This is a genomic window from Cellulomonas sp. zg-ZUI22 (assembly GCF_017353535.1).
GTDB lineage: Bacteria > Actinomycetota > Actinomycetes > Actinomycetales > Cellulomonadaceae > Cellulomonas > Cellulomonas wangleii.
Map to the genome: position 1 here is coordinate 1394628 of NZ_JAFMUZ010000001.1, position 25894 is coordinate 1420521.

Genomic DNA, 25894 nt, shown 5'->3' on the forward strand with positions numbered 1-25894 from the left:
GGGCTCCGACGTGCACACCCTGATCACCCTGACCGCCCCTGCCGTCGTGCCGACGGCCGCCGGTGGCGTCTCCTCCGTCGCCTGGTCCGGCGCCCAGGCGGCCGTGTGGCTCGTGGCGCTGCCGCTGCTGTCGTCCGCGGTGCTGCTGCTGCTCGGCCGCCGCGCCGACCGGTGGGGCCACTGGCTCGGCGTGCTGGCCTCGGCCGCGTCGTTCGTCGTCGGCCTGGTCCTGCTCGTCGGCCTGCTGGGGCTGCCCGCGGACCAGCGCGTCCAGGACGTCGACCTCGGCACCTGGCTGGACGCCGGCGCGCTGAGCATCGGCGCCGGCCTGCGGGTGGACCCGCTGTCGCTGACGTTCGTGCTGCTGGTGACGTTCGTCGGCACCCTGATCCACGTGTACTCCGTGGCGTACATGGAGCACGACGCGGCCCGCCGCCGGTTCTTCGCCTACCTCAACCTCTTCGTCGCGGCCATGCTGCTGCTGGTCCTGGCGGACTCGTACGCGCTGCTGTTCGTCGGCTGGGAGGGCGTCGGTCTCGCGTCGTACCTGCTCATCGGCTTCTGGAACCACCACACGCCGTACGCGGTGGCGGCGAAGAAGGCGTTCGTGGCCAACCGGGTCGGCGACGTCGGCCTCCTGGTCGCGATGGGGTTGCTGTTCGCCACCTTCGGGAGCCTGGACTTCGCGACCGTCGACGCCGGCGTGGCCGGGGCGTCCGAGGGCACCCTGACCCTCGTGGGCCTGGCGCTGCTGCTCGCCGCGTGCGGCAAGTCGGCGCAGTTCCCGCTGCAGTCCTGGCTCGGCGACGCGATGGCCGGCCCCACCCCGGTCTCGGCGCTCATCCACGCCGCGACCATGGTGACGGCGGGTGTCTACCTCATCATCCGCTCGGGCGCGGTGTTCACCGCGGCGCCGACCGCCCAGCTCGTGGTCGCCGTCGTCGGTGCGATCACGCTGCTGTTCGGTGCGGTCGTCGGCTGCGCCAAGGACGACATCAAGAAGGCGCTCGCCGCCTCGACGATGTCCCAGATCGGCTACATGGTGCTCGCCGCAGGCCTCGGGCCCATCGGCTACGCCTTCGCGATCTTCCACCTCGTGACCCACGGCTTCTTCAAGGCCGGCATGTTCCTGGGCGCCGGGTCCGTCATGCACGGCATGGACGACCAGGTCGACATGCGGCGCTTCGGCGGCCTGGGCCGGTACATGAAGATCACGTACTTCACGTTCATGGCCGGCTGGCTGGCGATCCTCGGCATCCCGCCGTTCGCCGGGTTCTTCAGCAAGGACAAGATCATCGAGGCCGCGTTCGTCCCCGTGGACGGCGAGCCGTGGCGCGCCTGGGTGTTCGGCACCGTGGCGCTCGTGGGTGCAGGCATCACCGCGTTCTACATGTCGCGCCTGTTCTTCATGACGTTCGAGGGCCAGAGGCGCTGGAGCACCCGGCGTGACGGTTCCGAGCAGCACCCGCACGAGTCGCCCGCCCTCATGACGTGGCCGATGATCGTCCTCGCGGTCGGCTCGGTGGGTCTGGGCTGGGTGCTCAGCACGGTCGGGTTCGTCGAGTGGCTCGAGCCGTCCGTGGGGCACACCGAGCACGAGGAGCCGGTGCTCGCCGTCCCCGTGCTCATCGCCCTCACGCTGATCGCCGTCGCCCTGGGCCTCGTGCTGGCGTGGCGCCGCTACGCGGTCTCGGCCGTGCCGGTGACGCCGCCCCTGGGCACCGCGCTGACGCGCGCCGCCCGCGTGGACCTCTACCAGGACGCCGTCAACGACGCGCTGCTCGTGGAGCCCGGCCAGTACCTGACGCGGTCGCTGGTGTACGGCGACAAGGCCGTGGTCGACGGTGCGGTCACCGGCCTCGGCCGTGCCACCGTCGCCCTGGGCGACCTGGTGCGGCGCGTGCAGAACGGGTTCGCCCGCTCCTACGCGGCCGCCATGGTCGTCGGTGTGGTCGTGCTCGCGTTCGTCGTCCTCGCCGTGCGCGGCTGACCGAAGAGTCGACAGGAGAACCGGAACAGATGTCGAACCTCCCCTGGCTCACCGCGCTGGTGGTGCTGCCGCTGCTCGGAGCCGTGGCCCTGTGGCTGCTGCCCGCCGGCGCGCGACCGCGCATGCGTGCCGTCGCGCTCGGGTTCGCGCTCGCCGAGGTCCTGCTCGTCGTCGGGGCCTTCGCGGCCTTCGACACGGGCGCCGCAGCGACGCACCAGCTCGTCGAGACCGCCCCGTGGATCCCGGCGCTCGGCGTGTCGTGGGCCCTCGGCGTCGACGGCGTCGGCCTGGCGCTGATCGCGATGTCCGCGGTGCTCGTGCCGCTCGTCGTGCTGGCCGCCTGGCGCGAGCAGGGCTCCGCCGACGGCCCCACCGACCGGCTGCGCCACTACCTGGCGCTCGTGCTGCTGCTCGAGGCGTTCATCGTCCTCGTGTTCGCGGCGCGCGACGTGTTCCTGTTCTACGTCGTCTTCGAGGCGATGCTCATCCCCGTCTACTTCATGATCGGGGCGTTCGGCGGCGCGCAGCGGCGCTACGCCGCGGTGAAGTTCCTGCTGTACTCGCTGGCGGGCGGGCTGATCATGCTCGTGGGCGTGATCGCGCTGTACCTGCAGGGCCCCGGCGGCCCCGAGGGCTTCCTCACCGAGAACCTGGTCGGGCTCGACCTGGACCCGACGGTCGAGAAGTGGCTCTTCCTGTCGTTCTTCCTCGCGTTCGCGATCAAGGCCCCGATGTTCCCGGTGCACACGTGGCTGCCGGACGCGGCGCAGCAGGCGCCCGCCGGCACCTCGACGCTCCTGGTCGGCGTGCTCGACAAGGTCGGCACCTTCGGGATGCTCACGCTGTGCCTGCCGCTGTTCCCGGGGGCGTCCCGCTGGGCGGCCCCCGTGATCATCGTGCTCGCGGTCGTCTCGGTGCTCTACGGCGCACTGCTGGCGATCGGGCAGAAGGACATGATGCGCCTGGTCGCGTACACCTCGGTGTCGCACTTCGGCTTCATCGTCCTGGGCATCTTCGCCTTCACCTCGACGTCGATCGCCGGCTCGTCGTTCTACATGGTCAACCACGGCCTGTCGACGGGTGCGCTGTTCCTGCTCGTGGGCTTCCTCGCGGCGCGGCGCGGCTCGCAGCAGATCGTGGACTTCGGTGGGCTGCAGAAGGTCGTCCCGGTCATGGCGGGTCTCTTCCTGGTCGTCGGCCTGTCGGCGCTGTCGCTGCCCGGGCTGTCGACCTTCGTCAGCGAGTTCCTCGTCATCGTCGGCACCTTCGCCCGGCACCCCGCTGCCGCGGTCGTCGCGACGCTCGGCGTGGTGCTCGCCGCGATCTACGTGCTCTGGCTCTACCAGCGGGTGTTCACCGGTCCGGTGCGCCCCGAGCTGGCGGACCTGCCCGACGCGTCCGGCCGCGAGCGGTGGGTCGTGGGCCCGCTGATCGCGCTCATGCTGGTCCTCGGGTTCCTGCCCGGCCCGGCGCTCGACCTGGTCCGGCCACCCGCGGTCGAGAGCGTCGCCCAGCTGGGCCTCGACGACGTCCAGCCCGCGGTGAGCACCGCGACCCCCGCCGGTACGGAAGGGAGTGACCAGTGAGCGGCTTCACCGCCCCGGAGATCGCATGGGGGCCGATGACGCCCCTGCTGGTCGTGCTGCTGGCGGCCGTCGTGGGTGTGCTCGTCGAGGCGTTCGTGCCCGCCGCGCGCCGGCGGACCGTCCAGCTCGTCCTCACGCTGGGTGCCCTGGCCGGCGCGCTGCTGGCCGTCGCCGCGCTGTGGTCCGACGTCGAGCGCACGGGCGGCACCGACGTGCTGTCCGGTTCGCTGGTGGTCGACGGCCCCACGCTCGTGCTGCAGGCGACCATCGCGCTGCTCGCCCTGCTGTCCACTCTCCTGTTCGCGGACCGGGTCGCCGGCGGCGAGGACGCGTTCGCGCCGTCCGCGGCGGCCGTGCCCGGCTCGGACTACGAGGAGCTGGCCCGGCGCAAGGGGCTGCGCCAGACCGAGGTCTACCCGCTGCTGCTGTTCGCCACCGGCGGCATGATGCTGTTCCCCGCGACCACCGACCTGCTGACGCTGTTCGTCGCGCTCGAGGTCCTGTCCCTCCCGCTGTACCTGCTGTCCGGCATGGGACGCCGCCGCCGCCTGCTGTCGCAGGAGGCGTCGATGAAGTACTTCCTGCTGGGTGCCTTCGTCTCCGCCCTCATGCTGTTCGGCATCGGCCTGCTCTACGGGTACGCCGGGTCCCTGCGGTACGCGGACATCGCGGCGGCGACGACCACGCCCAACGGGATGGAGGGGCTGCTCGTCGTGGGCGCCCTGCTGCTCCTGGCCGGGCTGTTCTTCAAGGTCGGCGCCGTGCCGTTCCACATGTGGACGCCGGACGTCTACCAGGGCGCGCCGACCCCGGTCACCGCGTTCATGGCGGCGTGCACCAAGGTCGCCGCCTTCGGGGCGCTGCTGCGGGTCGTCTACGGGATGCTCCCGACCATGGCCTGGGACCTCGAGGTGGTCCTGTGGATCGTGGCCATCGTCACCATGGTCGTGGGCACGGTCGCCGCGCTGGTCCAGACCGACGTCAAGCGGCTGCTGGCGTACTCCTCGATCGCGCACGCCGGGTTCGTCCTGACGGGCATCGTGGCGCTCGACGAGGCGGGCATCACCGCCGTGCTGTTCTACCTGCTGGCGTACGGCGCGACCACGGTCGGTGCGTTCGGCCTGGTCAGCCTGGTGCGCGAGCAGGGCACGGGGGACGACGACGGCCCGGTCGTGCTCGGGGAGGCCACGCGCCTGTCGCAGTGGGCCGGCCTGGGCCGCAGCCACCCGGTCGCGGCGGTCACCTTCACGCTGTTCCTGCTGTCGTTCGCGGGGATCCCGCTGACCGCGGGCTTCGTCGGCAAGTTCGCGGTCTTCTCCGCGGCGGTCGAGGGCGGCGCCTGGCAGCTCGCCCTGGTGGGCGTGCTGGCGTCGGCGGCGGCGGCGTTCTTCTACGTCCGGATCATCGTCCTGATGTTCTTCACGGACCCGCAGGAGGCGCCGGGCGTCGCCGGTGAGACCGCGCCCGGTCTCACGTCGGACGCGACCCCCGATGTGGCACCGGAGCCCGCGACCGGCGTCGAGCCCGTCGAGACCCTCGGCGTCCCGTCCGTGGCCGTCGCGGAGCCCGTGCGGGCCGCCCGGACGACCGTCGCCGCCGGCGAGGGCCTGACGGTCGTCGCGGTGGGGATCTGTGCCGTCCTCACGGTCGTGCTCGGGGTCGCCCCGTCGCCCGTGCTCGACGCCATCGCGTCCGTGGCGCTCCTGCTGCCGTGAGCACCCGGACGTGCGGGGTGCGGTGCGAACCGGGAGCCACCGGACATCGCGGTCGTCCGGTTCCGCCGTTGCGCCGTGGGGCGGATAGGTTCGTGCCGTGACAACCGCACTCGCCCTCCCGCTCCACGACGCCGCACTCGCCGAGCGCCTCACCGGGCGTCTCGGGCTCGTCGAGGAGCTCCTGCGCGACGCCGTCACGTACGCCGACCCGATCGCGCACGACGCCTCGAGCCACCTGGTCAACGCGGGCGGCAAGCGGCTGCGCCCGCTGCTCACCCTCCTCACGGCCGAGCTGGGCGACGGCGGTCGGCGCGAGGTGGTGGACGCGGCCGCGGTCGTCGAGCTCACGCACCTGGCGACGCTGTACCACGACGACGTCATGGACTCCGCGCCGCTGCGGCGCGGTGCGCCGTCCGCGCACGAGGTCTGGGGCAACTCCGTCGCGATCCTCACCGGCGACCTGCTGTTCGCGCGGGCGTCGTCGATCGTCTCGGGGCTCGGCCCCGAGGCCGTGCGGATCCAGGCGCAGACGTTCGAGCGGCTCTGCCTCGGCCAGCTGCACGAGACGGTCGGCCCGCGGCCCGACGAGGACCCGGTCTCCCACTACCTGCAGGTGCTGGCCGACAAGACGGCCTCGCTCATCGCGACGTCCGCCCGCTTCGGCGCGATGTTCGCCGGCTGCCGCCCGGACGCGGTGCGCACGGTCACGCAGTTCGGCGAGACCATCGGTGTCGCGTTCCAGCTGGCCGACGACGTCATCGACCTCACCTCCGACGGCACCGTGACGGGCAAGACCCCCGGCACGGACCTGCGTGAGGGCGTGCCCACCATGCCGGCCCTGCTGCTGCGCTCGCGCGCCGCCTCGGCGCCGGTCGGGTCCGCGGACCGCGACGTGCTGGCGCTGCTCGACGCGGACCTGTCGGACGACGCCGACCTCTCGGCGGCCGTCGAGGCGCTGCGGGAGCACGAGGTCGTCTCGCTGACGCGCCGCCGCGCCGTCGACCTCGCCCGCCAGGCCGTCACCGAGCTGGCCCCGCTGCCCGCCGGGCCGGTGAAGGACGCCCTGGTCGCGTTCGCCGACGCGCTCGTCGACCGGGCGTCGTGACGCGGGAGCGGTGATGGTCGGGGGCGTGCGGCTGCGGTCCGGCGTCGCCACGGACCAGGCGGCCCGGGAGACCAACGAGGACACGGCCTGGGCGGCCGACGGGCTGTTCGTCGTCGCCGACGGCATGGGCGGCCACGAGGCCGGTGAGGTCGCGTCCCGCCTCGCCGTCGAGGTGGTCGCCACCCTGGCCGGGACCGGACCCACGCTGGACGACGTCACCCACGTCGTGCGCGAGGCGCACCGCCGCGTCCGGGAGTTGCCCGCCGAGGGCGAGCGCCGGCCCGGCACGACCCTGACCGGGGTGGTCGTCACCGAGCACGCGGGGGTGCCCTGCTGGGTGGTGCTCAACGTCGGTGACTCGCGCACCTACCGCATGGTCGGGGGCATGCTCGAGCAGCTCACCCGGGACCACTCGGAGGTCGCCGAGCTGGTCGAGCAGGGCCTCGTCGCGGTGGAGGACGCACCGCGCCACCCCCGGCGCCACGTCGTGACGCGGGTGCTCGGCGGGGCGTCGTCGAACGTCGACCCCGAGCTGAGGATGTTCCCCGTGAGCGCGGGGGACCGGATGGTGGTGTGCTCCGACGGCCTGACCGACGCGCTGCCCGACGCCCGGGTGCAGGCGGTGCTGCGGGCGGAGCGTCACCCGGGAGCGGCGGCCGACCGGCTGGTGCGCGAGGCGCTCGCGGCGGGCGCGCAGGACAACGTCACCGTGGTGGTCGTGGACGCGCTCGGAGTCACCCCCTCGCCTGCCGGTGGTCACGACCCCGGCATGGCACGATGACGGCTCACCCGACCCCCGAGGAGCGTCTGTGAGCACCCGTGCCTCGGCACCCCGCTGCGCCTCGTGCGGCATGCCGCTCGCCCCGGACGCGGAGTCCTGCGCGGTCTGCGGGGCGCGTGTCCCGCTGATCGCCCGGCCCGCCGTCGACGAGGACGGCGCCGGCGACGACGAGGTCCGCCCCGCGTCCGGTGCCGTGCCGGTCGGCGCGCTGCCGGTGCCACCGGTCGTGGACGACCGCGTGCTCACGCCGTCCGTGCCGACGGCCCCGACCGACGTCCTGACGGTCGTGGGCGTGGCGACACCCCCGGCGCAGGTGGCCGACCCCGCCGGACCCGCGACGCCTCCCCGGTACGACGCGGCAGCGGCCGCGCGCGACGTGCGCGCCGCGGGGCGCCCGCCCCGGCCCGAGGGTGACGGCGCGGTGCCGGGCGTCGGGCCGCGCGTGCTCGCGTACGCGATCGACCTGCTCCTGCTGGTCGTCGTGGCGGTCCTCATGGTGTTCGTCGTCCGCGTGACCGACGGTGCGGCCGCTCCTGCGGCGCTCGTGGTCGTGCCGCTCGTCGGTCTCGGCCAGCTCCTCGCCGAAGGTCTGCGGGGGGCCACCCTGGGCGCGTACCTCACGGGTCTGCGCACGGTCGACGCGCGCACGGGTGGCACGCCGGGTGTGCCGCGCGCGTTCGTCCGGCAGCTGGTGGTGGCACTCGGCTCGTTGGTCGCGGGCGTGGGCAACTGGGTCGTGGCCGCGTCGGCCGCGTGGGACTCCTCGCCGCAGCGCCGCGGGTGGCACGACAGGGCATCCGGCACCGCGGTCGTCGCGGCCGGTGCACCGTCGCAGCCCTCCGCCGGTCCCGCGGCCACGCGCAGCGCGGCCACGCGCAGCGCGGCGCCGCGGGTGGCCGACGCCCGCCCCTGGACGCCGACCCCGCCGCCGGGGCGCGAGCCGGTGCCGTCGGCCGGCCCGCCCACGTCGACGTCCCCGGCGACCGAGCCGTCGACGGACGGGTTCCCCGCCGTGGGCGCCCCGCTGGAGGTGTCGTTCCGGCTGCCGCCCGTGGCACCGGCCGAGGCGCCCGCACCCCCGGCTCCCGACCTGGTGCGCCCGGCGCCCACGGCCCTGGACCCTGCCCCGGCACCGGCCGCTGCACGGCCCGACCTGCTTCCCCCGCCGCCCGAGGTCGGCCGGCGTGAGCGGGGCGGGGCGCGCGCGCCCGTGACCCCGGCTCCCGCCGCGCCGGGGCTGCCGACCGAGGACGACCTGGCCGAGCTGGAGCACACCCGCGTGCGCGACCCCGGCACGCTGCGACGTCGCACCGGCACGCTGGCCCTGCACTTCGACACCGGCGAGCGCGTGCGCGTCGTCGGCCGAGGGCTGGTGGGCCGGGGGCCGCGCGCCGAGGACGGCCAGGACATCCTGCACGTCGTCGTGCTGAGCGACGCCGCGCGCTCCCTGTCGCGGGTGCATGCCGAGTTCGGGCCGGAGCCCGGCGAGGACGAGGGTGCGGCGATCTGGGTGAGCGACCGCGGGTCCACCAACGGGACCGTCGTCGTCGATCCTGCCGGCGCGGCCCGGGTGCTGCCCGCCGGCGCCCGTGCGGTGGTCCGCGCGGGGTGGACGGTCCGGCTGGGCGACCGTGAGGCGCGGGTCGAGGACGACTGACGCCTGCTGCGCAGGACGGGCCGTCGGTCAGACGGTCGGCGGCGCGGGCGAGGGCGGGGTCGGCACCCCGGGTCGGCGCCGGGCGTGCCGCACACCGTCCACGGTGAGCACGATCAGCGCCACCCACACGAGCGCGAAGCCCCACCAGCGGGCAGGCGGCATCTGCTCGCCCGCCACCAGGACCCCGATCGCCAGCTGCAGCACGGGCGTCAGGTACTGCAGCAGCCCGACGGTCGACAGGGGCAGGCGCCGCGTGGCGGAGTTGAACAGCAGCAGGGGGACGGCGGTGAGGACGCCGGTGCCCATCAGCGCCAGGCCGTGCAGGCTCGGCGCGAACGTGCCCTGGCCGGCCGCGTGCAGCCACAGCAGGTAGCCGAGCGCCACGGGCACCAGGACGACGGTCTCGGCCGCCAGCCCCGGCAGCGCGCCGACGCGGGGCCCGAGGCGGCTCTTGATGAGCCCGTAGGTCCCGAAGCTCGCCGCGAGCACGAGGGCGATCCAGGGCAGTCGCCCGTACCCCACGGTGATCACCACGACGGCGGCCGCGCCGAAGGTGACGGCGGCCCACTGCACGGGGCGCAGGCGCTCACCCAGCACGACCACCGCCAGCGCGATGGTCACGAGCGGGTTGATGAAGTATCCGAGCGCCGCGTCGACGACGTGGCCCGTGGTGACGCCGTGGACGAAGACCAGCCAGTTGACGGCCAGCAGCACGGCCGCCAGCGTCAGGCGCAGGACGAGCCCGCGGTCGCGCAGGAGGGCGACGAACGCGCCCCAGGTGCGGGTGACCAGCAGCAGGACGAGGCAGAACAGCAGGGACCACACCACACGGTGGGCGATGACCTCGACGGGCCCGGCGGGGGACAGCAGCGGGAAGTACAGGGGGAGCGCGCCCCACAGGGCGTACGCCGCGACCCCCGCGGCGAGCCCGGCGCGCTGGGTGGTGGCTGGTGCGGGCACGGGGTGACTGTAAGCCTTCGGCGCGCCACGGCCTGGTGTCCACATGGCGGGATGTCCGTATCGTGGAGTGGACGTCGAGCATCATCGGCGTCGCGTCCTAGACTTGTCGGCGCACTGCTCTCGCACCGACGGCGAGGCGTACGGCCGCAGGGGCAGCCCGCAGCGGGTCCGGACGTCCGACGTGCGAGCGCCCCCACAGCGGAAGGCAACCTGGTCACGTGAGCACCCCGACCCTACGCGTCGCGATCGTCGGCGCCGGCCCGGCCGGCATCTACGCGGCCGACATCCTGTCGAAGACCGGTCTCGACGTCAGCATCGACCTGTTCGAGCGGCTGCCCGCGCCGTTCGGCCTGGTCCGCTACGGCGTGGCGCCCGACCACCCGCGCATCAAGCAGATCATCGTCGCGCTGCACAAGGTCCTGGAGCGGGGGGACATCCGGCTGCTGGCGAACGTGGACTACGGCACGGACCTCAAGCTCGACGACCTGCGCACCTTCTACGACGCGGTCATCTTCTCCACCGGCTCGATCCGGGACGCGGCGCTGCCGATCCCCGGCATCGACCTGGACGGCTCCTACGGCGCCGCGGACTTCGTGTCCTGGTACGACGGGCACCCCGACGTCCCGCGCACGTGGCCGCTGGAGGCGCAGCACGTCGCCGTCCTCGGCGCCGGCAACGTCGCGCTCGACGTCGCACGCATCCTGGCGAAGCACGCCGACGACCTGCTGCCCACCGAGGTCCCGGCCAACGTCTACGACATCCTCAAGCAGAACCCCGTCACCGACGTGCACGTGTTCGCGCGCCGCGGGCCGGCGCAGGCCAAGTTCTCGCCGCTGGAGCTGCGCGAGCTCGGCCACGTGCCGGACGTCGACACCATCGTCTACCCCGAGGACTTCGAGTTCGACGACGGCTCGATGGCCGCCATCCACTCGAGCAACCAGACCAAGCAGGTCGTCAAGACCCTCACGGACTGGACGCTCAAGGAGCCCGAGGACCTCACCGCCTCGCGCCGCATCCACCTGCACTTCCTGCACAAGCCGGTCGAGGTGCTGGGCGAGGACGGCAAGGTGGTCGGTCTGCGGACCGAGCGCACCGCCCTGAACGGGGACGGCAACGTCACCGGCACCGGGCAGTTCCACGACTGGCCGGTCCAGGCGGTCTACCGCGCCGTCGGCTACTTCGGCTCGCCGCTGGTCGACATCCCGTTCGACGAGGTCGCGGGGGTCATCCCCAACCGTGAGGGTCGCGTCATCGACGTCGACGGTGACCAGCTGCCCGGGGTGTACGCCACGGGCTGGATCAAGCGCGGCCCCGTGGGCCTCATCGGTCACACCAAGTCGGACGCGTCCGAGACGATCCGGCACCTCGGCGAGGACGTGGCCGAGGCGGGGGAGGCCTTCTTCACGGCCACCGAGCGCGACCCGCAGGCCGTGGTGGACTTCCTCGAGCAGCGCGGCGTCGAGGCCATCCAGTGGCAGGGCTGGGAGCTGCTGGACGCGTACGAGCGGTCGCTGGGCGAGCCGCAGGGGCGCGAGCGCGTCAAGCTCGTGCCGCGCGAGCACATGGTCGCGGTGGCCCTGGGACGCGAGCTCCCGCAGGACTGAGCACGACCGCTGCCCCGGACGCCGACGCGTCCGGGGCAGCGCTGTGCCGGGGTCCTGCGCGCCGGACGGCGTCACGACGCCACGCGCCCACGCCGGGGAACGTCGGCCCGCCGCGTGGCGTTGTGACTGGTGCGGACGGACGTGGGTGCCGGACGCGGGGAGGACGAGGACGCAGATGGGTCACCGGCACTACAACGGGCTGAAGACGGCGGCGCTGTTCGGCGCTCTGTGGGCCGTGCTGCTGGGCATCGGATGGCTGCTGGGCGGCGGTCCGCAGTACCTCTGGCTGTTCACGGCGCTGGGCCTGGTGATGACCGCGTACAGCTACTGGAACTCCGACAAGATCGCGATCCGCGCCATGCGGGCGCGGCCGGTCAGCGAGATCGAGCAGCCCACGATGTACCGCATCGTCCGCGAGCTCTCGACGGCCGCCCGGCAGCCCATGCCGCGGCTGTACGTGTCGCCGACGATGGCGCCCAACGCGTTCGCGACGGGTCGCAACCCCCAGAACGCGGCGGTGTGCTGCACCGAGGGGATCCTCGCGATCCTCGACGAGCGCGAGCTGCGCGGGGTGCTCGGCCACGAGCTCATGCACGTCTACAACCGCGACATCCTCACGTCGTCGGTGGCCGCGGCGGTCGCCGGCGTCATCACGTCGCTGGCCCAGTTCGCCATGTTCTTCGGTGGCGGGGACCGGCGCGAGGGCGCCAACCCCGTCGCGGGCCTGCTGATGGTGTTCCTGGCGCCCCTGGCCGCGACCATGGTGCAGCTCGCGATCTCCCGCACCCGCGAGTACGACGCGGACGAGGACGGCGCGCGGCTCACCGGCGACCCGCTGGCCCTGGCGTCCGCGCTGCGCAAGCTCGAGGCCGGGGCCGCCGCCCGGCCGCTGCCCCAGGACCGTGAGCTGGTGGACGTCTCCCACCTCATGATCGCCAACCCGTTCCGCGGCGCCGGCGTCGGTCGCCTGTTCGCGACCCACCCGCCGATGCCGGACCGGATCGCGCGCCTGGAGGCCATGGCGGGCGGGCCCGTCACCCGCTACTGAGCACGACGCGCTGCCGCAGGCCGACCGGGCTCCCGGTCGGCCTGCGCGCTGTGCGGACCGTCAGCGGTAGTTGACGAACTGGAGCGCCGCGTCCACGTCGGCGCCCTTCAGCAGCGCGATGACGGCCTGCAGGTCGTCACGGCTCTTGGCGGAGACCCGCAGCTCGTCGCCCTGGATCTGCGTCTTGACGCCCTTGGGGCCCTCGTCGCGGACGATCTTCGCGAGCTTCTTGGCGACCTCGGTGCTCAGCCCCTCCTTGATGGACGCGGCCAGGCGGTACTCCTTGCCCGAGGGCTTGGGCTCGCCGTCGCCCGTGTCGAGCGACTTCAGCGAGATGTTGCGCTTGATCAGCTTGGTCTGGAAGACGTCCAGCACCGCCAGCACGCGCTCGGGGGAGTTGGCGACCATGAGGATGCTCTCGCCGCTCCACGCGATGGACGCCCCCACGCCCTTGAAGTCGTAGCGCTGCGCGATCTCCTTCGCGGCCTGGTTCAGCGCGTTGTCGACCTCCTGGCGGTCGACCTTGCTGACGACGTCGAACGACGACTCGCTCGCCATGCTGCTCCCTCCCGGCCCCCCGGTGGGGGTGCCTGCTGGTCCGTCCGACGAGGGCGTGGGCGGGGCACGTCCGGTGCCGTCGGACCCCTGTCGCGGGTCCGGCCACGGGCCGGTGTGCGCGAGCCCCCCTCGGACTTGCTATCCTTCCATCCGCACGCCGCTCGCGCGGACGCGCCGGCCCCGCCGTCCGTGGGGGTCGACGTGGTCGACGGGTCGGTGCTCCTTGGCGGGTTACCCGAGTGGCCAAAGGGGGCTGACTGTAAATCAGCTGGCAACGCCTACGGGGGTTCGAATCCCTCACCCGCCACGCACCGGAGGGGCCGTCCTGACCAGGACGGCCCCTTCGCCGTCCCCGGGGTCACGCCGCCCGGGCCGGTGCGCGCCGCCCCGTGAGGCGGCGCGCGGGCCTCAGCAGGTCCAGGTGCCCTGCGTGATGCTCACGGTGCTGCCCTCGTCGCGGGTGTCGAAGACGCCGGCGTCCTCCTCGGACCCGAACGCCACCCCCACGCCCACCGGCTCGCCGTAGCCCGTGACGCCGCTGAGCGCGTCCTGCGCGCCGGACTGGCAGCTCGGGGCCCAGGGCTCCACCTCGTAGCCCTCCTCGGCCAGCCGCTCGACCTCCGTCGCGAGCGCCGGGTCGTCGCCGCTCTCGGCGATCGCGGTCCAGACGACCCAGAACTCGCCGTCGGCGTCGGCGGGGGTGACGGCTGCCGGCCAGTCGGCGGTCGAGGGGTCCACGCCCTGGTCGCCGCTGCAGGCGGCCAGGAGGAGGGTGGCGGACAGGGCGGCGGCCGCGGCGAGGCGGCCGCGCGGGTGGGTGCGCATGCGCCGGATCGTGGCACGCACCCTCGGTGCGCGCGACGAACTGAAACGCTTCGGATCGCGCTCGGGCGACCGACGGAGACGTCCGGACGGGGGTGTGGCGGAGCCGATTTCCGACCACGGCAGAGCCCGTGTACTCTGGTCCGCGCTGCCCCGATAGCTCAGTCGGCAGAGCGTCTCCATGGTAAGGAGAAGGTCAAGGGTTCGATTCCCTTTCGGGGCTCTGTGGTATGTCACGGGCCGATCGTCCTCGGACGGTCGGCCCGGGACACGACCGCTGTGGCGGGATAGCTCAGGTGGTTAGAGCACACGGCTCATAATCGTGGTGTCGCGGGTTCGAATCCCGCTCCCGCTACCACGTACGGCGATCATCCGTCGCAGCAGCGCGCGTCGGCCGGCGCGCGCCAGGAGAAGAGCGCAGCCCCAGCGGGGCGCGAGAGGTGACACGAACATGGCCAGCAAGAGCGCGGACGTCCGCCCGAAGATCACGCTCGCCTGCACGGAGTGCAAGGAGCGGAACTACATCACCAAGAAGAACCGTCGGAACACGCCCGACCGGCTCGAGATGAAGAAGTACTGCCCGCGTGACAACAAGCACACGGTGCACCGCGAGACCCGCTGACGCGGTCCTCGTCACCCACTGACCGCCGACGTGCCGGTCGACACCTCCTTCGCCGGGCGGGGCTACCCGCCCGGCGACGTGTATGTGGTCTCGCGCGAGAAGCTGCGGGAGTTCGCCGAGGCGACGGGTGCCACGCACCCGGCCCACACCGACCCGGAGGCCGCACGCGCCCTGGGGTACCCGGACGTCGTGGCGCCCCCGACGTTCGCGGTCGTGGTGGCGCAGCGCGCCGAGGCGCAGTACGTGGACGACCCGGCCGCGGGCATCGACTTCAGCCGCGTGGTCCACGCCGACGAGCACTTCACGCACCACCGCCCGATCCACGCCGGTGACCGGCTGGCGACCACGCTGCACGTCGACGCCGTCACCCAGCGTGCGGGGCTCTCGATGATCACGACGCGCTGCGAGATCGCCGATGCCGACGGGGCCCCCGTCGCCACCGTGGTGTCCACCCTCGCGGTGCGCCCCGAGGACGCCGCGTGAGCGCCCCCGCCCGCCCCGTGCTCGCCGACCTGGCGGTCGGGCAGGAGGTCGCGCGCCGCACGGTCACGGTCGACCGTGCGCGCCTCGTGCGCTACGCCGGGGCGTCCGGCGACTTCAACCCGATCCACTGGAACGAGCGCGTCGCGACGGCGGTCGGTCTGCCGGGCGTCATCGCGCACGGCATGTGGACGATGGGTGCGGCGGCGGCCGTCGTGGCCGACTGGGCGGGCGACCCGGGCGCGGTCCTGGACTACCAGGTGCGCTTCACGCGCCCCGTGGTGGTCCCGGACCCGGGCGAGGTCGCCGTCGAGGTCGTCGCGACCGTCGGCGCCCTGGACGCCGAGGCCGGGACCGTGCGCCTCGACCTCACGGTGAGCGTCGACGGTGCGCGCGTGCTCGGCCGCGCGCAGGCGGTCGTCCGGCTCGTCTGACCGGGCCGGCGGGCGGCCGGTCGGTCGTCCGCGGACGTCAGGCGTCCGGCGGGACCGGTCCGGTCGTGGTGCCGACGCGCAGCTGCACGGGCAGCACGCGGGGCTCGGGCATGCGGCCCGCGAGCAGGTCCTCGACCGCCTGCCCGATCGCGGCGCCCTTCTCGGCCAGTGGCTGGGCGACGCTGGTCAGCACGTCGGGTGCCAGCCACGGCAGGTCGAGCCCGTCGAACCCGGCGACCGACACGTCCTGCGGCACCCGCAGGCCGAGCTCGCGGGCGGCGAGCACGACGCCGGAGGCCAGCAGGTCCGACTGGCAGACGACCGCCGTGGGGCGGTCCGGGCCGGACAGCAGCGCGCGCCCGGCGGCGGCACCGTTCTCGACCAGGGACGCGGGCGTCTCGTAGACGACCGTGGGGGACACCCCGGCGTCGGTGAGCCCGGAGAGCCGACGTCGGGTGATCTCCCAGGAGAGCTGGGCCAGGCGACGGGCGTCCGCGGGGCCCTCGGCGCGCTCGCGGTCGAACGGCAGCGTCACCGTGGCGATGCGGGTGTGCCCCAGGTCGAGCACGTGCCGCGCGAGCTCGGCCATGCCACCGTGGTCGTCGATGCCGACGGCGGCCACGTCGGGCTGGGGCGTGCCCTCGACCAGGACCGCGGGCGTGCCGCGCCGGCGCAGCATCTCCAGCACGGGGTCGTCGCTGGTGCCGCCCCACATCTGCACGGCGACGTCCATCGCCGCGGAGCTCAGCAGCGGGTCGACCGCGGGCTGCGACGCGTCGTCGGGGCCGGGGATGAGCAGGACGCCGAGCCCGAGGGGGCCGAGGGTGGCGGTCAGGCCGTCGAGGACCTGGACGGCGACGGGGTCGCGGAAGGCGCGGCGCAGGGCGTCGCCCATGATGACGCCGACGATGCCCGAGCGGCCGCGGCGCAGCTGGCGGCCCAGCGGGTTGGGGCCCGCGTACCCGAGCTCCTGCGCGGCCTGCAGGACCCGCGCGCGGGTGGCCTCCGCGATCGGCCCGGAGCCGGAGAACGCCAGCGAGGCGGTGGAGACGGACACCCCGGCGCTCGCGGCGACGTCGGCCAGGGTGGTGCGCTGCACGGACAGGGCTGACCTCCGGGGCCGGCGACGGGCGTGGGTGACGTTTGACGTCGCGGTCAGCGTACCCGCAGGATGGTCGCGTCCCCTCATATCGATTCGACCGCGCATCCCATCGATCGAATCGATTCGAGGCCGCAGCGGCCCGCGTCGCCCGGCCCGCAGCACCCGTACCCCGGAGCCCTCCCGTGACCCGCCCCTACGCGCCGGCCGTCGCCCGCGCCCGCCTCCTGCTCGTCGGGCTGTTCGCCGTCGCCGGCACCGCGTTCGCGAGCTGGCTGGCGCGCATCCCCACCGTGCGCGACCTGCTCGACCTCGGCACCGCGGACCTGGGGCTCCTGCTCCTGGTCGGGTCGATCGGCTCGCTGGTCACCGTCACCGTCTCCGGCATGGTGCTGCAGCGCCTCGGCACCCGCCGGGTGCTGGTCGCCTCCACGGTGCTGCTGGGCACCGCGCTGGTGCTGCTCGGCGTCGGGCCGACGATCGGCTCGCGTGCCCTGCTCGCCGTGGGCATCTTCCTCAACGGCGTGGCCGTGGCCCTGGGCAACGTCGCCATGAACGTGGAGTCCGCCCGCGTCGAGCGGGCGCTCGGGCGCACCGTGATCCCGCAGTTCCACGCCGCGTTCTCCGTCGGTGCCGTCGTCGGGTCCGGCGCCGGTGCGCTCGCCTCCGCCGTCGGGGTCCCGGTGGGCGTCCAGCTGCCCGTCACCGCCGCCGTCGTGGTGGTGTGGCGGCTCGCGTCCCTGCGCGGCGTCGTGCTGCCGCCCTCCGAGGTCGAGGCGGGGGAGCGGGCCGGGGTCCGTCCGCTCGTGCGCGCCGCCGGCTCCTCCCGCCTGCAGCACGGCGCGCGGCGGCTGGGGACGGCGCTCGACGCCTGGCGGGAGCCGCGCACGCTGCTCGTGGGCGTCGTCGTGCTGGCCGCGGCGTTCTCCGAGGGCGCTGCCAACAACTGGCTGTCCCTCGCGGTCGTCGACGGGTTCGGCCGCAGCGAGTCCGTGGGGGGTGCCGTGCTGGGCCTGTTCGTCGCGGCGATGACCGTGGTGCGGCTGGTCGGCACGCGGCTGCTCGACCGGTTCGGTCGCGTGGCCGTGCTCCGTGCGTCGGGTGCCGCGTCGGTCACCGGTCTCCTGGCGTTCGGGTTCGCCCCCACGCTCGGCCTGGCCGGGGCGGGCGTCCTGCTGTGGGGTGCGGGGGCCGCGCTGGCGGTCCCCATCGGGATCGCCGCCGCCTCCGACGAGCCCGTCCGCGCCGCCGGACGTGTCGCCGTGGTGTCCGCCTTCGCCTCCATGGCCTCCCTGGTCGCGCCGCCCGTGCTCGGCCTGGCGGCCGAGTCGGTGGGGGCACGTCGCGCGCTCGTGCTCATCGTCGTGGCCATGATCGCCAGCGTCGTGGTGGCACCGGCCGTCGCACGTCGCCCCGTCGCCGCGGTGACGCCGGGGATCCCCACCCCCCGGCCGCCCGCCGACGACGCGGTCGTCACCGGGTCGGGCACGCCGGACGTCCCCGCCCCCGCACCCGCGGCGGGCGACGACGCCCCGCACCGCGCCGCGCGCGTCCGCCGGCACCGTCCGGCGCCCCGACCGCGCACGCGACGCCGTCGGACGCCGGATCGGCCCCCGACACCGGGAGGAGCACGATGAGCCGCGTGGAGGACGTCCGCAGCACCCCGACCCGCGAGGTCCGGGTGGCGTCGGCGGCGGTGTTCGCCGTGTTCCTGCTCTCCGGTGTCAACTTCGCCTCGTGGGCGGCGCGGCTGCCGGCGGTGCGTGACGCGCTCGGCCTGACCCCCGAGCGCATGGGTGTGCTGCTGCTGGTCGGTGCCGCGGGGTCGCTGGTCGCGCTTCCCCTGTCGGGCCTGGTCGTGGAGCGGCTGGGTGCCCGGCGCACGGTCCTGGCCTTCGCCGTCGTCAACGGGGCCGGCTACGGCGTCGCGTCGGTCGGGGTCGCGCTCGACCTGGTGGTGCTCGTGGGTGCCGGCCTCGTGCTGGTCGGCATCGGGGCGGGGGTCTGGGACGCCGCGATGAACCTCGAGGGCGCGGTCGTCGAGCAGCGCCTGGACCGCACCGTCATGCCGCGGTACCACGCGGGGTTCTCCTTCGGGACCATGGGCGCCGCAGGCCTGGCCGCCGTGCTGGCGGCCCTGCACGTGCCGGTGCAGGTTCACCTCCCCGTCGTCGTCGCGCTGTCCTGCGTGGCCACGGCCGTCGCGGTCCGCTCGTTCCTCGCCGAACCGGCCCACCAGCACGACCCGGCGTCGACGGAGGCCGCCGCGCCGCGCGGCGCGCGCGCCGCCGTGGGGGCGTGGCTCGAGCCGCGCACCCTGCTCATCGGCCTGGTGGTGCTGGCCGCCGCGCTCACCGAGGGCGCTGCCAACGACTGGGTCAGCCTGGCGGTGGTCGACGGGTTCGGGACCACCCACGCCACCGGCGCCGTCGGGTTCGCGCTCTTCGTCACCGCCATGACCGCCATGCGGATGTTCGGCACGGTGCTGCTCGACCGGTACGGGCGCGTCGTCGTGCTGCGCCTGTGCGCGCTCCTCGCGGGGGTCGGTCTGATCGTCTTCGGCCTGGCCGACCAGCTGTGGCTGGCGCTCGCGGGCGTGGTGGTCTGGGGCATGGGTGCCGCCCTGGGATTCCCGGTGGGCATGAGCGCCGCGGCGGACGACCCGGTGCGCGCCGCCCAGCGCGTCGCCGTCGTGTCGACCATCGGGTACTCCGCGTTCCTCGCCGGCCCGCCGCTGCTGGGTCTGCTCGCCGAGCACGTCGGCTACCGGCAGGCGCTGCTCGCCATCCTCGTGCCCGTCGTGCTCGGACTCGTGGTGACCGGCGCCGCACGCCCCCTGCCCGTGCGTGACGCGGCCCCCGCGGACGTGGCGGACGGTCCCGCGGACTAGCCTGGTCGCGTGGAGCTCGACACCTGCGCCCTGCCCGGCCCGCCCCCCGAGCCGGCCCACCCGGCCGTCCCGACGCACCCCGGCACCCCTGCGCTCGCGGACCTCACGACGCTGCACGTCGGCGGGCCTGCCACGCGCTACGTCGAGACCACCACCGAGGCCGAGCTCGTCGAGACGGTCCGCGCGGCCGACGCCGCCGGTGAGCCGCTGCTGGTCCTGGGCGGTGGGTCCAACGTGCTGGTGGGCGACGCGGGGTTCCCCGGGGTGGTCGTGCGCGACGTCCGCGGTGGCATCGAGGTCCCCGACGCGTCCGCGTGCGGCGGGGTGACGGTGACGGTCCCTGCGGGCACGGTGTGGGACGACGTCGTGGCCTACGCCGTCCAGCACGGGCTCGTCGGCGTCGAGGCGCTCTCCGGGATCCCGGGCTCGACGGGCGCGACCCCCGTGCAGAACGTCGGCGCGTACGGTCAGGAGGTCGCCCAGACCGTCGCCCAGGTCCGGGTGTGGGACCGCGGCCGCGGGCGCGTGCGGACCCTGCCGTTCGTCACCCTCGGGTTCGGCTACCGCACGTCGGTGCTCAAGCGCTCGATGCGCCCGGACCCGGCAGACCCGGCCGCGCCCTGGGGTCCGACGCCCCGGTACGTGGTGCTCGACGTGACCTTCCAGATGAAGGAGGGCTCGTTGTCGGCGCCCGTGGGGTACCCGGAGCTGGCGCGTGCTCTCGACATCACCGTGGGGGAGCGGGCACCGTTGGCCGACGTGCGCGCCGCCGTCCTGGCCCTGCGGGCACGCAAGGGCATGGTGCTCGACGCCTCCGACCGCGACACGTGGAGCGCGGGGTCGTTCTTCACCAACCCGGTCGTCGCGGACGCCGGCTCGCTGCCTGCCGACGCCCCGCGCTGGCCGATGCCCGACGGAGCCGTGAAGACCAGCGCCGCGTGGCTCATCGAGCACGCCGGGTTCTCGCGCGGGTACGGCGCACCCGGCCCGGCGACCCTGTCGACCAAGCACACCCTGGCGCTCACGAACCGCGGCGAGGCGCGCGCGGACGACCTCCTCGCCCTCGCGCGGACCGTGCGCGACGGTGTGCGCGACCGCTTCGGCGTGGTCCTGGAGCCCGAGCCGGTCCTGGTGGGCGTCACGCTCTGAACGCGGCGGACGGCACCGGACCGCGTCGGACCGCCGACCGCGTCGGTCCTGCGTCGGCGTCAGTCCTGCGTCGGCTCCGTCGCGAGCCAGGCGTCGACCCCGGCCAGCAGCCGGGCGCGGGTCGCCGGTGAGGCCGCGCTCGCCGTGATCGACGAGCGCGCCAGGTCCGCCAGCGCGTGGTCGTCGAACCCGTGCTCCTCGCGCGCGATGCGGTACTGGTCGCCCAGGCGCGAGCGGAAGAGCAGCGGGTCGTCGGCCCCGAGCGCGACCCGCGCGCCCGCGTCCACCAGGGTCCGCAGCGGGACGTCGGCCGCCGTGGGGTACACGCCCAGGGACACGTTCGACGCGGGGCACACCTCGAGCGCGACCTCCTCCTCGACCACCCGGGCCAGCACCCGCGGGTCCTCCGCGCTGCGCACACCGTGCCCCAGGCGGTCCGGGCGCAGGTGGTCGAGCACCTCCTCGACGTGAGCCGGGCCCAGCAGCTCCCCACCGTGCGGGACGGACCGCAGCCCCGCACGGTGCGCGATCGTGAAGGCGGGGGCGAACTGCTCGGTCTCCCCGCGGCGCTCGTCGTTCGACAGGCCGAACCCGATCACGCCGCCTGCGCCGTCACCGGCGTGCCGCGCCGCCAGCCGCGCCAGCGTCCGTGCCTCCAGCGGGTGCCGCATGCGGGACGCGGCGACCACGACGCCCACCTCGACGCCGGTCGCGGCCTGCGCCGCCCGCGCCTCGTCCAGCACGATCTCCAGCGCGGGGGTGATGCCGCCGACGTACGGTGCGTACGACGTGGGGTCCACCTGGATCTCGAGCCGGCCCGAGCCCTCCGCGGCGTCGTCCGCCGCGGCCTCCGCGACGATCCGGCGCATGTCCGCCTCGGAGCGCACGCACGCACGGGCCGCGTCGTACATGCGCTGGAACCGGAACCAGCCGCGCTCGTCCGCCGGCACCACCAGCGGGTCGGCGTCGAGCAGCACGTGGGGCAGGCGGATGCCGTGCAGCTCCGCGAGCTCGGCCAGCGTCTCCACGCGCATCGACCCCGTGAAGTGCAGGTGCAGGTGTGCCTTGGGCAGCAGGCTGAGGTCGCGCATCGGGTCCAGTCTGCCAGCCGGCACGGGACCGGTCGCGCGGGCCGGTACCGGGTCGGCCGACCTCAGCCCGGTGCGTCGACCAGCCGGTAGCCCACGCCGCGGATGGTGTCGAAGTGCTCGGCACCGAGCTTGCGCCGCAGGTACCGCACGTAGACGTCGACGACGTTCGACCCGGGGTCGAAGTCGTACCCCCAGACCTCCGAGAGCAGGCGCTCGCGGGTGAGCACGTCACCCGGGTTGCGCATGAACGTCTCGGCGAGCGCGAACTCGCGGGCCGACAGGTCGACCTCGGTGTCCCCGACCCGCATCCGCCGGGTGCGCAGGTCGAGCTGCAGGCGGCCGTGGGCCAGCACGTTGCCCCGCGCCGGGGCCGCGGGCTGGCTGCGGAGCCGCAGGCGCACCCTCGCCAGGAGCTCCTCGAACCGGAACGGCTTGGCCATGTAGTCGTCCGCCCCGGACTCCAGGCCGGTGACCGTGTCGGTCACCGACGAGCGCGCGGTCAGGACGATCACGGGCACGGCGTACCCCTCGGCCCGCAGGAACCGCAGGACGTCGAAGCCGTCCATGTCACCCAGTCCCAGGTCGAGCACCAGCAGGTCCACCCCACCGGCCTCGACGTGCTCCAGCGCCGCCTCGCCCGTGAGGACGGCGGTGGCCTCGTACCCGTGGGCGCGCAGGCCCTTGGCGACGAAGGCGGCGATGCGCTCCTCGTCCTCGGCGATCAGGATGTGCGTCATCGGTGCGGCTCCACGAGCTCGAGGGACTCGGACCCGCCGTCGACGAGACCGACGGCGGGAAGGTCGAGGACGAACCCGACGCCGGGACCGGCGCCGGGGGGCGGGTGCTCCACGTAGACGCGCCCGCCGTGGGCGGCGGCGATCGCCGCGACGATGGGCAGCCCGAGCCCGGCGCCGTGCTGCACCCGGTCGGCCTGACCGCGGTGGAAGCGCTCGAAGATGCGGGCCTCCTCCTCGGGCGGCACGCCGGGACCCTCGTCGCGCACCCACACCAGCAGCCGGCCGTCCGCGACCTCGCTGCCCAGCCGGACCGTCGAGCCGGGTGCCGAGAACCGCACGGCGTTGGCCAGCAGCTGCAGCCACGCCTGCGTGACGCGCTGCGCGTCGACGTCCGCCACGACGTCCGCGCGGGCCACGACGACGAACCGCCGCTCACCCAGCCCTCGTGCCTTCTCGAGCACGTCGTCGGTGAGGCGGCCGACGTCCACCGGTGCGCGGCGCACGAAGTCGGGCCGGTCGACGGTCGCCAGCGTCACCAGGTCGTCGACCAGCCGCTGCATGCGGTCGAGCTCGTCGAGCGCGAGGGACTGCGTGGCGCGCACGTCGGACTCGTCGGCGGGGTCGAGCAGCTCGAGGTGTCCCCGGACGATCGTCAGGGGCGTCCGCAGCTCGTGCCCCACGTCGTCGAGCAGCTCGCGCTGCGACCCGAACGCGCGCTCGAGGCGCTGCAGCATCGAGTTCACGGAGGCCGCGAGGTCGGCGAGGTCGTCCTTGCCGGTGACCGTGATGCGCTCGGACAGGTCCGAGCCGGTGACCCGCCGCACCGTGTCGCGCAGCACCCGCACCGGGCGCAGCATGCGACCCACGACGAACCAGGCCACCAGCGACGTCACCGCCAGCGCCACGAGGCCGACGACGGAGTAGGTGAGGAAGATCCGCCAGACGCCCGCGGTCTGCGCCGTGCGGTCGGTGGCCACGACGAACGCACCCGTCGCCGCGGGGTCCGCGGCGAGCAGGACCGGGACGACCACGAGCCGGTACTCGGTGACCGACGTGCGCACGGTCCGGGGCGTGTCCGCGAGCGGGTCGTCGGGCGTGAGCGCCGCGAGCCACGCGAGCAGCTCCTCGTCCGTGTCGAGCCGGATCGCGCGCGTCTCGTCGGCCGGGCGCAGGTGGAACGTGCCGTCGACCACGGACAGCATGCCCTCGTGCTCGGCGGGCACCCGGGCCTCGACCGCGTCGCGCAGCAGCGACCGGACGGACGTCCACGGCACCCGGGTGCCGTCCGGCTGGGTCTCGCCCTCGGCCTGGCTCGTCCGCAGCGCGCTGACGGCCCGCGTCAGCGACTCGTCGATGCGGGCGTCGGTCGCGCGCAGCTGCAGCGCGAGCCCCGTGATCCCGGCGACCGTCATCGCGGCCGCGGTGAGCGCGACGACGGCGGTCATCAGCCGGCCGCGGACGGTGACGCGCGCACCGGTCGCCCGCAGGGCCTCCGAGGGCGCGGCGAGGGTCCGCCCCGACGCCGGCCCGTTCCGCATGCGCTCAGTATGGTCGTGCGACAACCGGGGCAGAAGGGTCGTCCGGAGTCGTCCCGGGACGGCGCGTGACGACGGCTCACGGTGCGCCGGGAGCCGTCAGGGAGCGGGCAGGATGCCCCGCTCGAGGGCGACCGTGACCGCGCGCGTCCGGTCGTCGACGCCCAGCTTGGCGAACGCCCGCAGCAGGTGCGTCTTGACCGTGGCCTCGGCGATGAACAGCTCGCGGCCGACCGCGGCGTTGGACAGCCCCCGGGCGACGCCCGCCAGCACCTGCTGCTCACGCGCCGTCAGCCGCTCGGTGCGCTCGCCGCGCACCTGCCGGACGAGGCGCCCCGCGACGGACGGGGAGAGCGCGGACTCGCCCCGTGCGGCGGCGCGCACGCCGGCGACGAGCTCGTCGCGCGGCGTGTCCTTGAGCAGGTACCCGGTCGCGCCCGCCTCGACGGCCCGCAGGATGTCGGTGTCCGTCTCGTACGTCGTGAGCACCAGCACGTGGACGCCGGGCAGCTCGGCGACGATCCGCGCCGTGGCCGCCACACCGTCGGTGCCGGGCATCCGCAGGTCCATGAGCACCAGGTCGGGCCGCAGCCGGTGCGCCAGGGCGAGCGCGGCGTCGCCGTCGCCCGCCTCGCCGACCACCGTGAGGTCGGGCTCGAGGTCGAGCAGGGCGGCGATGCCCGAGCGGACGACCGGGTGGTCGTCCGCGACGACGACACGGACGGTCACGGGACCACCTCAGCGTCCGTACGGAGCACCTCACGCACCTCGGGCGTCGTGGCCGCCGCGGGCGTGACGGGGACCAGCACGCGCACCCGCGTCCCGCCGTCGGGCGCGGCAGCGACGTCGAGCCGGCCGCCCGCAGCCTCGGCGCGTGCCCGCATGCCGCGCAGCCCGGTGCCCTCCGGCACGTCCGGGGGCACACCACGTCCGTCGTCGACGACCTCGAGGACGGCCGCGCCGTCCGTCCGCGCCAGCCGCAGCTCCACCCGTGAGGCGCCCGCGTGCCGACGGACGTTCGCGAGCGACTCCTGCGCGGCGCGGAGCAGCACGACCTGGGCCTCCGGTCCGATCGCACCCCCTGCAACGTGGTGGTGCGTGTCGTCGACGACCTCGACCGCCGTCCCCGTCTCGGCGCCGAACCGCACCGCGATCCGGCGCAGCGCGCCGGTCAGGTCGCCGTCCTGCAGGTCCGGCGGTGTCCACGCGGCGACCAGGGCGCGGGCCTCGGCGAGGTTGTCGCGGGCGACGTCCTCGATGCGGGCCAGGCCGACGGCGGCCCGCCCGGCCTGCCCCCGCTCGAGCTCGACGCCCGCCGTCTGCGCGAGCATGACGACCGACGTGAACCCCTGCGCGAGCGTGTCGTGGATCTCCGCGGCGAGCCGCTCGCGCTCCGCGACGACGCCCGCCGCGTGGTGCGACGCCGCCAGGGCGTCCTGCGTCGCGCGCAGCTCGTCGAGCAGGTACGCGCGCACCTCGCTCTGCTCCGAGACCTGCGTGATCCACAGCCCCAGGACGACGGCGAACAGCAGTGCCACGGCGAACTGCGCGGCGATCTCCGCGATCCGGGGTCCCGTGGCCTCCACGCGCAGCACGGCGGCGACCGTGATCCCGGCCGTGAGTCCCACGGACCACAGGACGCCGGCCACCCGGCGGCGGGAGAAGTACCAGATCTGGTGGAACGCCAGGAAGAGCAGTACGGAGCCGATGTCGCCGGTGGCGACCTGGACGACGATGACCACCACGAGCACGGCGAGGTACGTGTCCGCGAGCCGCGGGTCGCCGCGCTGGGCGGCCCGGCGCCCCAGGAGGACGTAGGCCAGGGCGAGCACCGCCATCGACGCCAGCGGCACGCGCGCGGCCGACGGGTCCGGTGCGCCGACCAGGACCGCGACGACGTACACCACGGTCATCCCCGCGAACACGAGGTCCCACATGCGCAGGGTGCGCTGCCAGAACCCGTGCCGCTCGACGGTGCCCGGCGTCGGCCCGGCGTCGGTGCTCATGCGCGCGACTCTGCCACGGCGTCCC

At 74.6% G+C, this 25894-nt stretch carries 23 protein-coding genes and 3 tRNA genes; 17 read left to right on the top strand and 9 right to left on the bottom strand.

What is annotated here, in order from left to right; genetic code table 11:
- The first annotated feature begins 10 nt into the window (after positions 1–10).
- The 6 genes from nuoL to J1G43_RS06405 all read left to right on the top strand — a co-directional run bounded on the left by nuoL (position 11) and on the right by J1G43_RS06405 (position 8834).
- Positions 11–1990: an NADH-quinone oxidoreductase subunit L gene (nuoL, locus tag J1G43_RS06380; RefSeq protein ID WP_207339091.1), complete on the top strand. Its 1980-nt coding sequence runs from the start codon at positions 11–13 to the stop codon at positions 1988–1990.
- A 29-nt stretch (positions 1991–2019) separates the two neighbouring features.
- On the top strand, positions 2020–3576 hold the full coding sequence (locus J1G43_RS06385) for an NADH-quinone oxidoreductase subunit M (protein WP_207378166.1): 1557 nt from the start codon (positions 2020–2022) through the stop codon (positions 3574–3576).
- Positions 3573–5291 (top strand): NADH-quinone oxidoreductase subunit NuoN, encoded by a 1719-nt coding sequence (gene nuoN / locus J1G43_RS06390; protein ID WP_207378167.1) that lies wholly within the window; start codon positions 3573–3575, stop codon positions 5289–5291. Before J1G43_RS06385 ends, nuoN begins: the two co-directional genes overlap by 4 nt.
- Positions 5292–5388: 97 nt before the next feature.
- On the top strand, positions 5389–6396 hold the full coding sequence (locus tag J1G43_RS06395) for a polyprenyl synthetase family protein (protein ID WP_207339088.1): 1008 nt from the start codon (positions 5389–5391) through the stop codon (positions 6394–6396).
- A gap of 13 nt (positions 6397–6409) precedes the next feature.
- The gene (locus tag J1G43_RS06400) at positions 6410–7177 is read left to right on the top strand and encodes a PP2C family serine/threonine-protein phosphatase (RefSeq protein WP_207370265.1); all 768 of its coding nucleotides are present in this window, start codon (positions 6410–6412) and stop codon (positions 7175–7177) included.
- Between the two features lie 28 nt (positions 7178–7205).
- On the top strand, positions 7206–8834 hold the full coding sequence (locus tag J1G43_RS06405; protein WP_207378168.1) for an RDD family protein: 1629 nt from the start codon (positions 7206–7208) through the stop codon (positions 8832–8834).
- 27 nt (positions 8835–8861) lie between these two features.
- Here J1G43_RS06405 and rarD read toward each other — a convergent pair whose 3' ends face one another.
- Positions 8862–9794, bottom strand: a complete 933-nt coding sequence (gene rarD, locus J1G43_RS06410; RefSeq protein ID WP_307859500.1) for an EamA family transporter RarD — start codon at positions 9792–9794, stop codon at positions 8862–8864.
- A 218-nt stretch (positions 9795–10012) separates the two neighbouring features.
- On the opposite strand from rarD, the gene J1G43_RS06415 reads away from it, so the two are divergent.
- Positions 10013–11398, top strand: a complete 1386-nt coding sequence (locus J1G43_RS06415; protein ID WP_207339084.1) for an FAD-dependent oxidoreductase — start codon at positions 10013–10015, stop codon at positions 11396–11398.
- A gap of 175 nt (positions 11399–11573) precedes the next feature.
- On the top strand, positions 11574–12446 hold the full coding sequence (gene htpX, locus J1G43_RS06420; protein ID WP_207339083.1) for a zinc metalloprotease HtpX: 873 nt from the start codon (positions 11574–11576) through the stop codon (positions 12444–12446).
- 60 nt (positions 12447–12506) lie between these two features.
- On the opposite strand, the gene J1G43_RS06425 is transcribed toward htpX, so the two are convergent.
- Positions 12507–13004 carry a YajQ family cyclic di-GMP-binding protein gene (locus J1G43_RS06425; RefSeq protein ID WP_207339082.1) on the bottom strand — a complete coding sequence of 166 codons (498 nt, stop codon included), beginning with the start codon at positions 13002–13004 and terminating at the stop codon, positions 12507–12509.
- A 225-nt stretch (positions 13005–13229) separates the two neighbouring features.
- Between J1G43_RS06425 and J1G43_RS06430 the strand changes: the two genes are divergently transcribed.
- A tRNA-Tyr gene (locus J1G43_RS06430) sits at positions 13230–13311 on the top strand.
- Positions 13312–13412: 101 nt separating this feature from the next.
- Here the strand turns inward: J1G43_RS06430 and J1G43_RS06435 are convergent.
- Positions 13413–13829 (bottom strand): hypothetical protein, encoded by a 417-nt coding sequence (locus tag J1G43_RS06435; RefSeq protein WP_207339081.1) that lies wholly within the window; start codon positions 13827–13829, stop codon positions 13413–13415.
- A 147-nt stretch (positions 13830–13976) separates the two neighbouring features.
- Here J1G43_RS06435 and J1G43_RS06440 point away from each other — a divergent pair.
- From J1G43_RS06440 to J1G43_RS06460, 5 genes are all read left to right on the top strand, one after another.
- A tRNA-Thr gene (locus tag J1G43_RS06440) sits at positions 13977–14049 on the top strand.
- Between the two features lie 58 nt (positions 14050–14107).
- Positions 14108–14184, top strand: a tRNA-Met gene (locus J1G43_RS06445).
- A gap of 93 nt (positions 14185–14277) precedes the next feature.
- A complete protein-coding gene (gene rpmG, locus J1G43_RS06450) occupies positions 14278–14448 on the top strand; it encodes a 50S ribosomal protein L33 (protein ID WP_089798398.1) in 171 nt (56 codons plus the stop codon).
- 30 nt (positions 14449–14478) lie between these two features.
- Entirely contained in the window at positions 14479–14931 is a 453-nt protein-coding gene (locus J1G43_RS06455; RefSeq protein WP_207378170.1) for a MaoC family dehydratase N-terminal domain-containing protein, read from the top strand.
- Positions 14928–15362, top strand: coding sequence for a MaoC/PaaZ C-terminal domain-containing protein (locus tag J1G43_RS06460; RefSeq protein ID WP_207378171.1), 435 nt, complete (start codon positions 14928–14930; stop codon positions 15360–15362). Before J1G43_RS06455 ends, J1G43_RS06460 begins: the two co-directional genes overlap by 4 nt.
- A 37-nt stretch (positions 15363–15399) precedes the next feature.
- Here the strand turns inward: J1G43_RS06460 and J1G43_RS06465 are convergent, their stop codons facing one another.
- Positions 15400–16467, bottom strand: a complete 1068-nt coding sequence (locus tag J1G43_RS06465) for a LacI family DNA-binding transcriptional regulator (RefSeq protein WP_242635480.1) — start codon at positions 16465–16467, stop codon at positions 15400–15402.
- 179 nt (positions 16468–16646) lie between these two features.
- Between J1G43_RS06465 and J1G43_RS06470 the strand changes: the two genes are divergently transcribed.
- The 3 genes from J1G43_RS06470 to J1G43_RS06480 are packed head-to-tail and all read left to right on the top strand — an operon-like array spanning position 16647 to position 20500.
- The gene (locus tag J1G43_RS06470; RefSeq protein ID WP_207378173.1) at positions 16647–18098 is read left to right on the top strand and encodes a sugar MFS transporter; all 1452 of its coding nucleotides are present in this window, start codon (positions 16647–16649) and stop codon (positions 18096–18098) included.
- Complete coding sequence (locus J1G43_RS06475) at positions 18095–19351, top strand: MFS transporter (protein ID WP_207378174.1); 1257 nt, start codon at positions 18095–18097, stop codon at positions 19349–19351. Before J1G43_RS06470 ends, J1G43_RS06475 begins: the two co-directional genes overlap by 4 nt.
- 9 nt (positions 19352–19360) lie before the next feature.
- Positions 19361–20500, top strand: coding sequence for a UDP-N-acetylmuramate dehydrogenase (locus J1G43_RS06480; RefSeq protein ID WP_207339076.1), 1140 nt, complete (start codon positions 19361–19363; stop codon positions 20498–20500).
- A 59-nt stretch (positions 20501–20559) separates the two neighbouring features.
- Here J1G43_RS06480 and J1G43_RS06485 read toward each other — a convergent pair whose 3' ends face one another.
- The 5 genes from J1G43_RS06485 to J1G43_RS06505 form a co-directional block, all read right to left on the bottom strand.
- Positions 20560–21591 carry an adenosine deaminase gene (locus tag J1G43_RS06485; protein WP_207339075.1) on the bottom strand — a complete coding sequence of 344 codons (1032 nt, stop codon included), beginning with the start codon at positions 21589–21591 and terminating at the stop codon, positions 20560–20562.
- A 62-nt stretch (positions 21592–21653) separates the two neighbouring features.
- Positions 21654–22328, bottom strand: a complete 675-nt coding sequence (locus J1G43_RS06490; protein WP_207339074.1) for a response regulator transcription factor — start codon at positions 22326–22328, stop codon at positions 21654–21656.
- Entirely contained in the window at positions 22325–23866 is a 1542-nt protein-coding gene (locus tag J1G43_RS06495) for a cell wall metabolism sensor histidine kinase WalK (RefSeq protein WP_207378175.1), read from the bottom strand. The genes J1G43_RS06490 and J1G43_RS06495 overlap by 4 nt, the downstream gene beginning before the upstream one ends.
- Before the next feature lie 96 nt (positions 23867–23962).
- The gene (locus J1G43_RS06500) at positions 23963–24592 is read right to left on the bottom strand and encodes a response regulator transcription factor (RefSeq protein ID WP_207339072.1); all 630 of its coding nucleotides are present in this window, start codon (positions 24590–24592) and stop codon (positions 23963–23965) included.
- Complete coding sequence (locus J1G43_RS06505; protein ID WP_207370272.1) at positions 24589–25869, bottom strand: sensor histidine kinase; 1281 nt, start codon at positions 25867–25869, stop codon at positions 24589–24591. Before J1G43_RS06505 ends, J1G43_RS06500 begins: the two co-directional genes overlap by 4 nt.
- Positions 25870–25894 lie beyond the last annotated feature (25 nt).

Excerpts from the sequence above, each read along its gene's own strand:
- J1G43_RS06385 (WP_207378166.1), top strand. The coding sequence starts at position 2,020 with ATGTCGAACCTCCCCTGGCTCACCGCGCTGGTGGTGCTGCCGCTGCTC.
- J1G43_RS06400 (WP_207370265.1), top strand. The coding sequence starts at position 6,410 with ATGGTCGGGGGCGTGCGGCTGCGGTCCGGCGTCGCCACGGACCAGGCG.
- htpX (WP_207339083.1), top strand. The coding sequence starts at position 11,574 with ATGGGTCACCGGCACTACAACGGGCTGAAGACGGCGGCGCTGTTCGGC.
- J1G43_RS06425 (WP_207339082.1), bottom strand. The coding sequence starts at position 13,004 with ATGGCGAGCGAGTCGTCGTTCGACGTCGTCAGCAAGGTCGACCGCCAG.
- J1G43_RS06435 (WP_207339081.1), bottom strand. The coding sequence starts at position 13,829 with ATGCGCACCCACCCGCGCGGCCGCCTCGCCGCGGCCGCCGCCCTGTCC.
- rpmG (WP_089798398.1), top strand. The coding sequence starts at position 14,278 with ATGGCCAGCAAGAGCGCGGACGTCCGCCCGAAGATCACGCTCGCCTGC.
- J1G43_RS06475 (WP_207378174.1), top strand. The coding sequence starts at position 18,095 with ATGAGCCGCGTGGAGGACGTCCGCAGCACCCCGACCCGCGAGGTCCGG.
- J1G43_RS06485 (WP_207339075.1), bottom strand. The coding sequence starts at position 21,591 with ATGCGCGACCTCAGCCTGCTGCCCAAGGCACACCTGCACCTGCACTTC.
- J1G43_RS06490 (WP_207339074.1), bottom strand. The coding sequence starts at position 22,328 with ATGACGCACATCCTGATCGCCGAGGACGAGGAGCGCATCGCCGCCTTC.
- J1G43_RS06495 (WP_207378175.1), bottom strand. The coding sequence starts at position 23,866 with ATGCGGAACGGGCCGGCGTCGGGGCGGACCCTCGCCGCGCCCTCGGAG.
- J1G43_RS06505 (WP_207370272.1), bottom strand. The coding sequence starts at position 25,869 with ATGAGCACCGACGCCGGGCCGACGCCGGGCACCGTCGAGCGGCACGGG.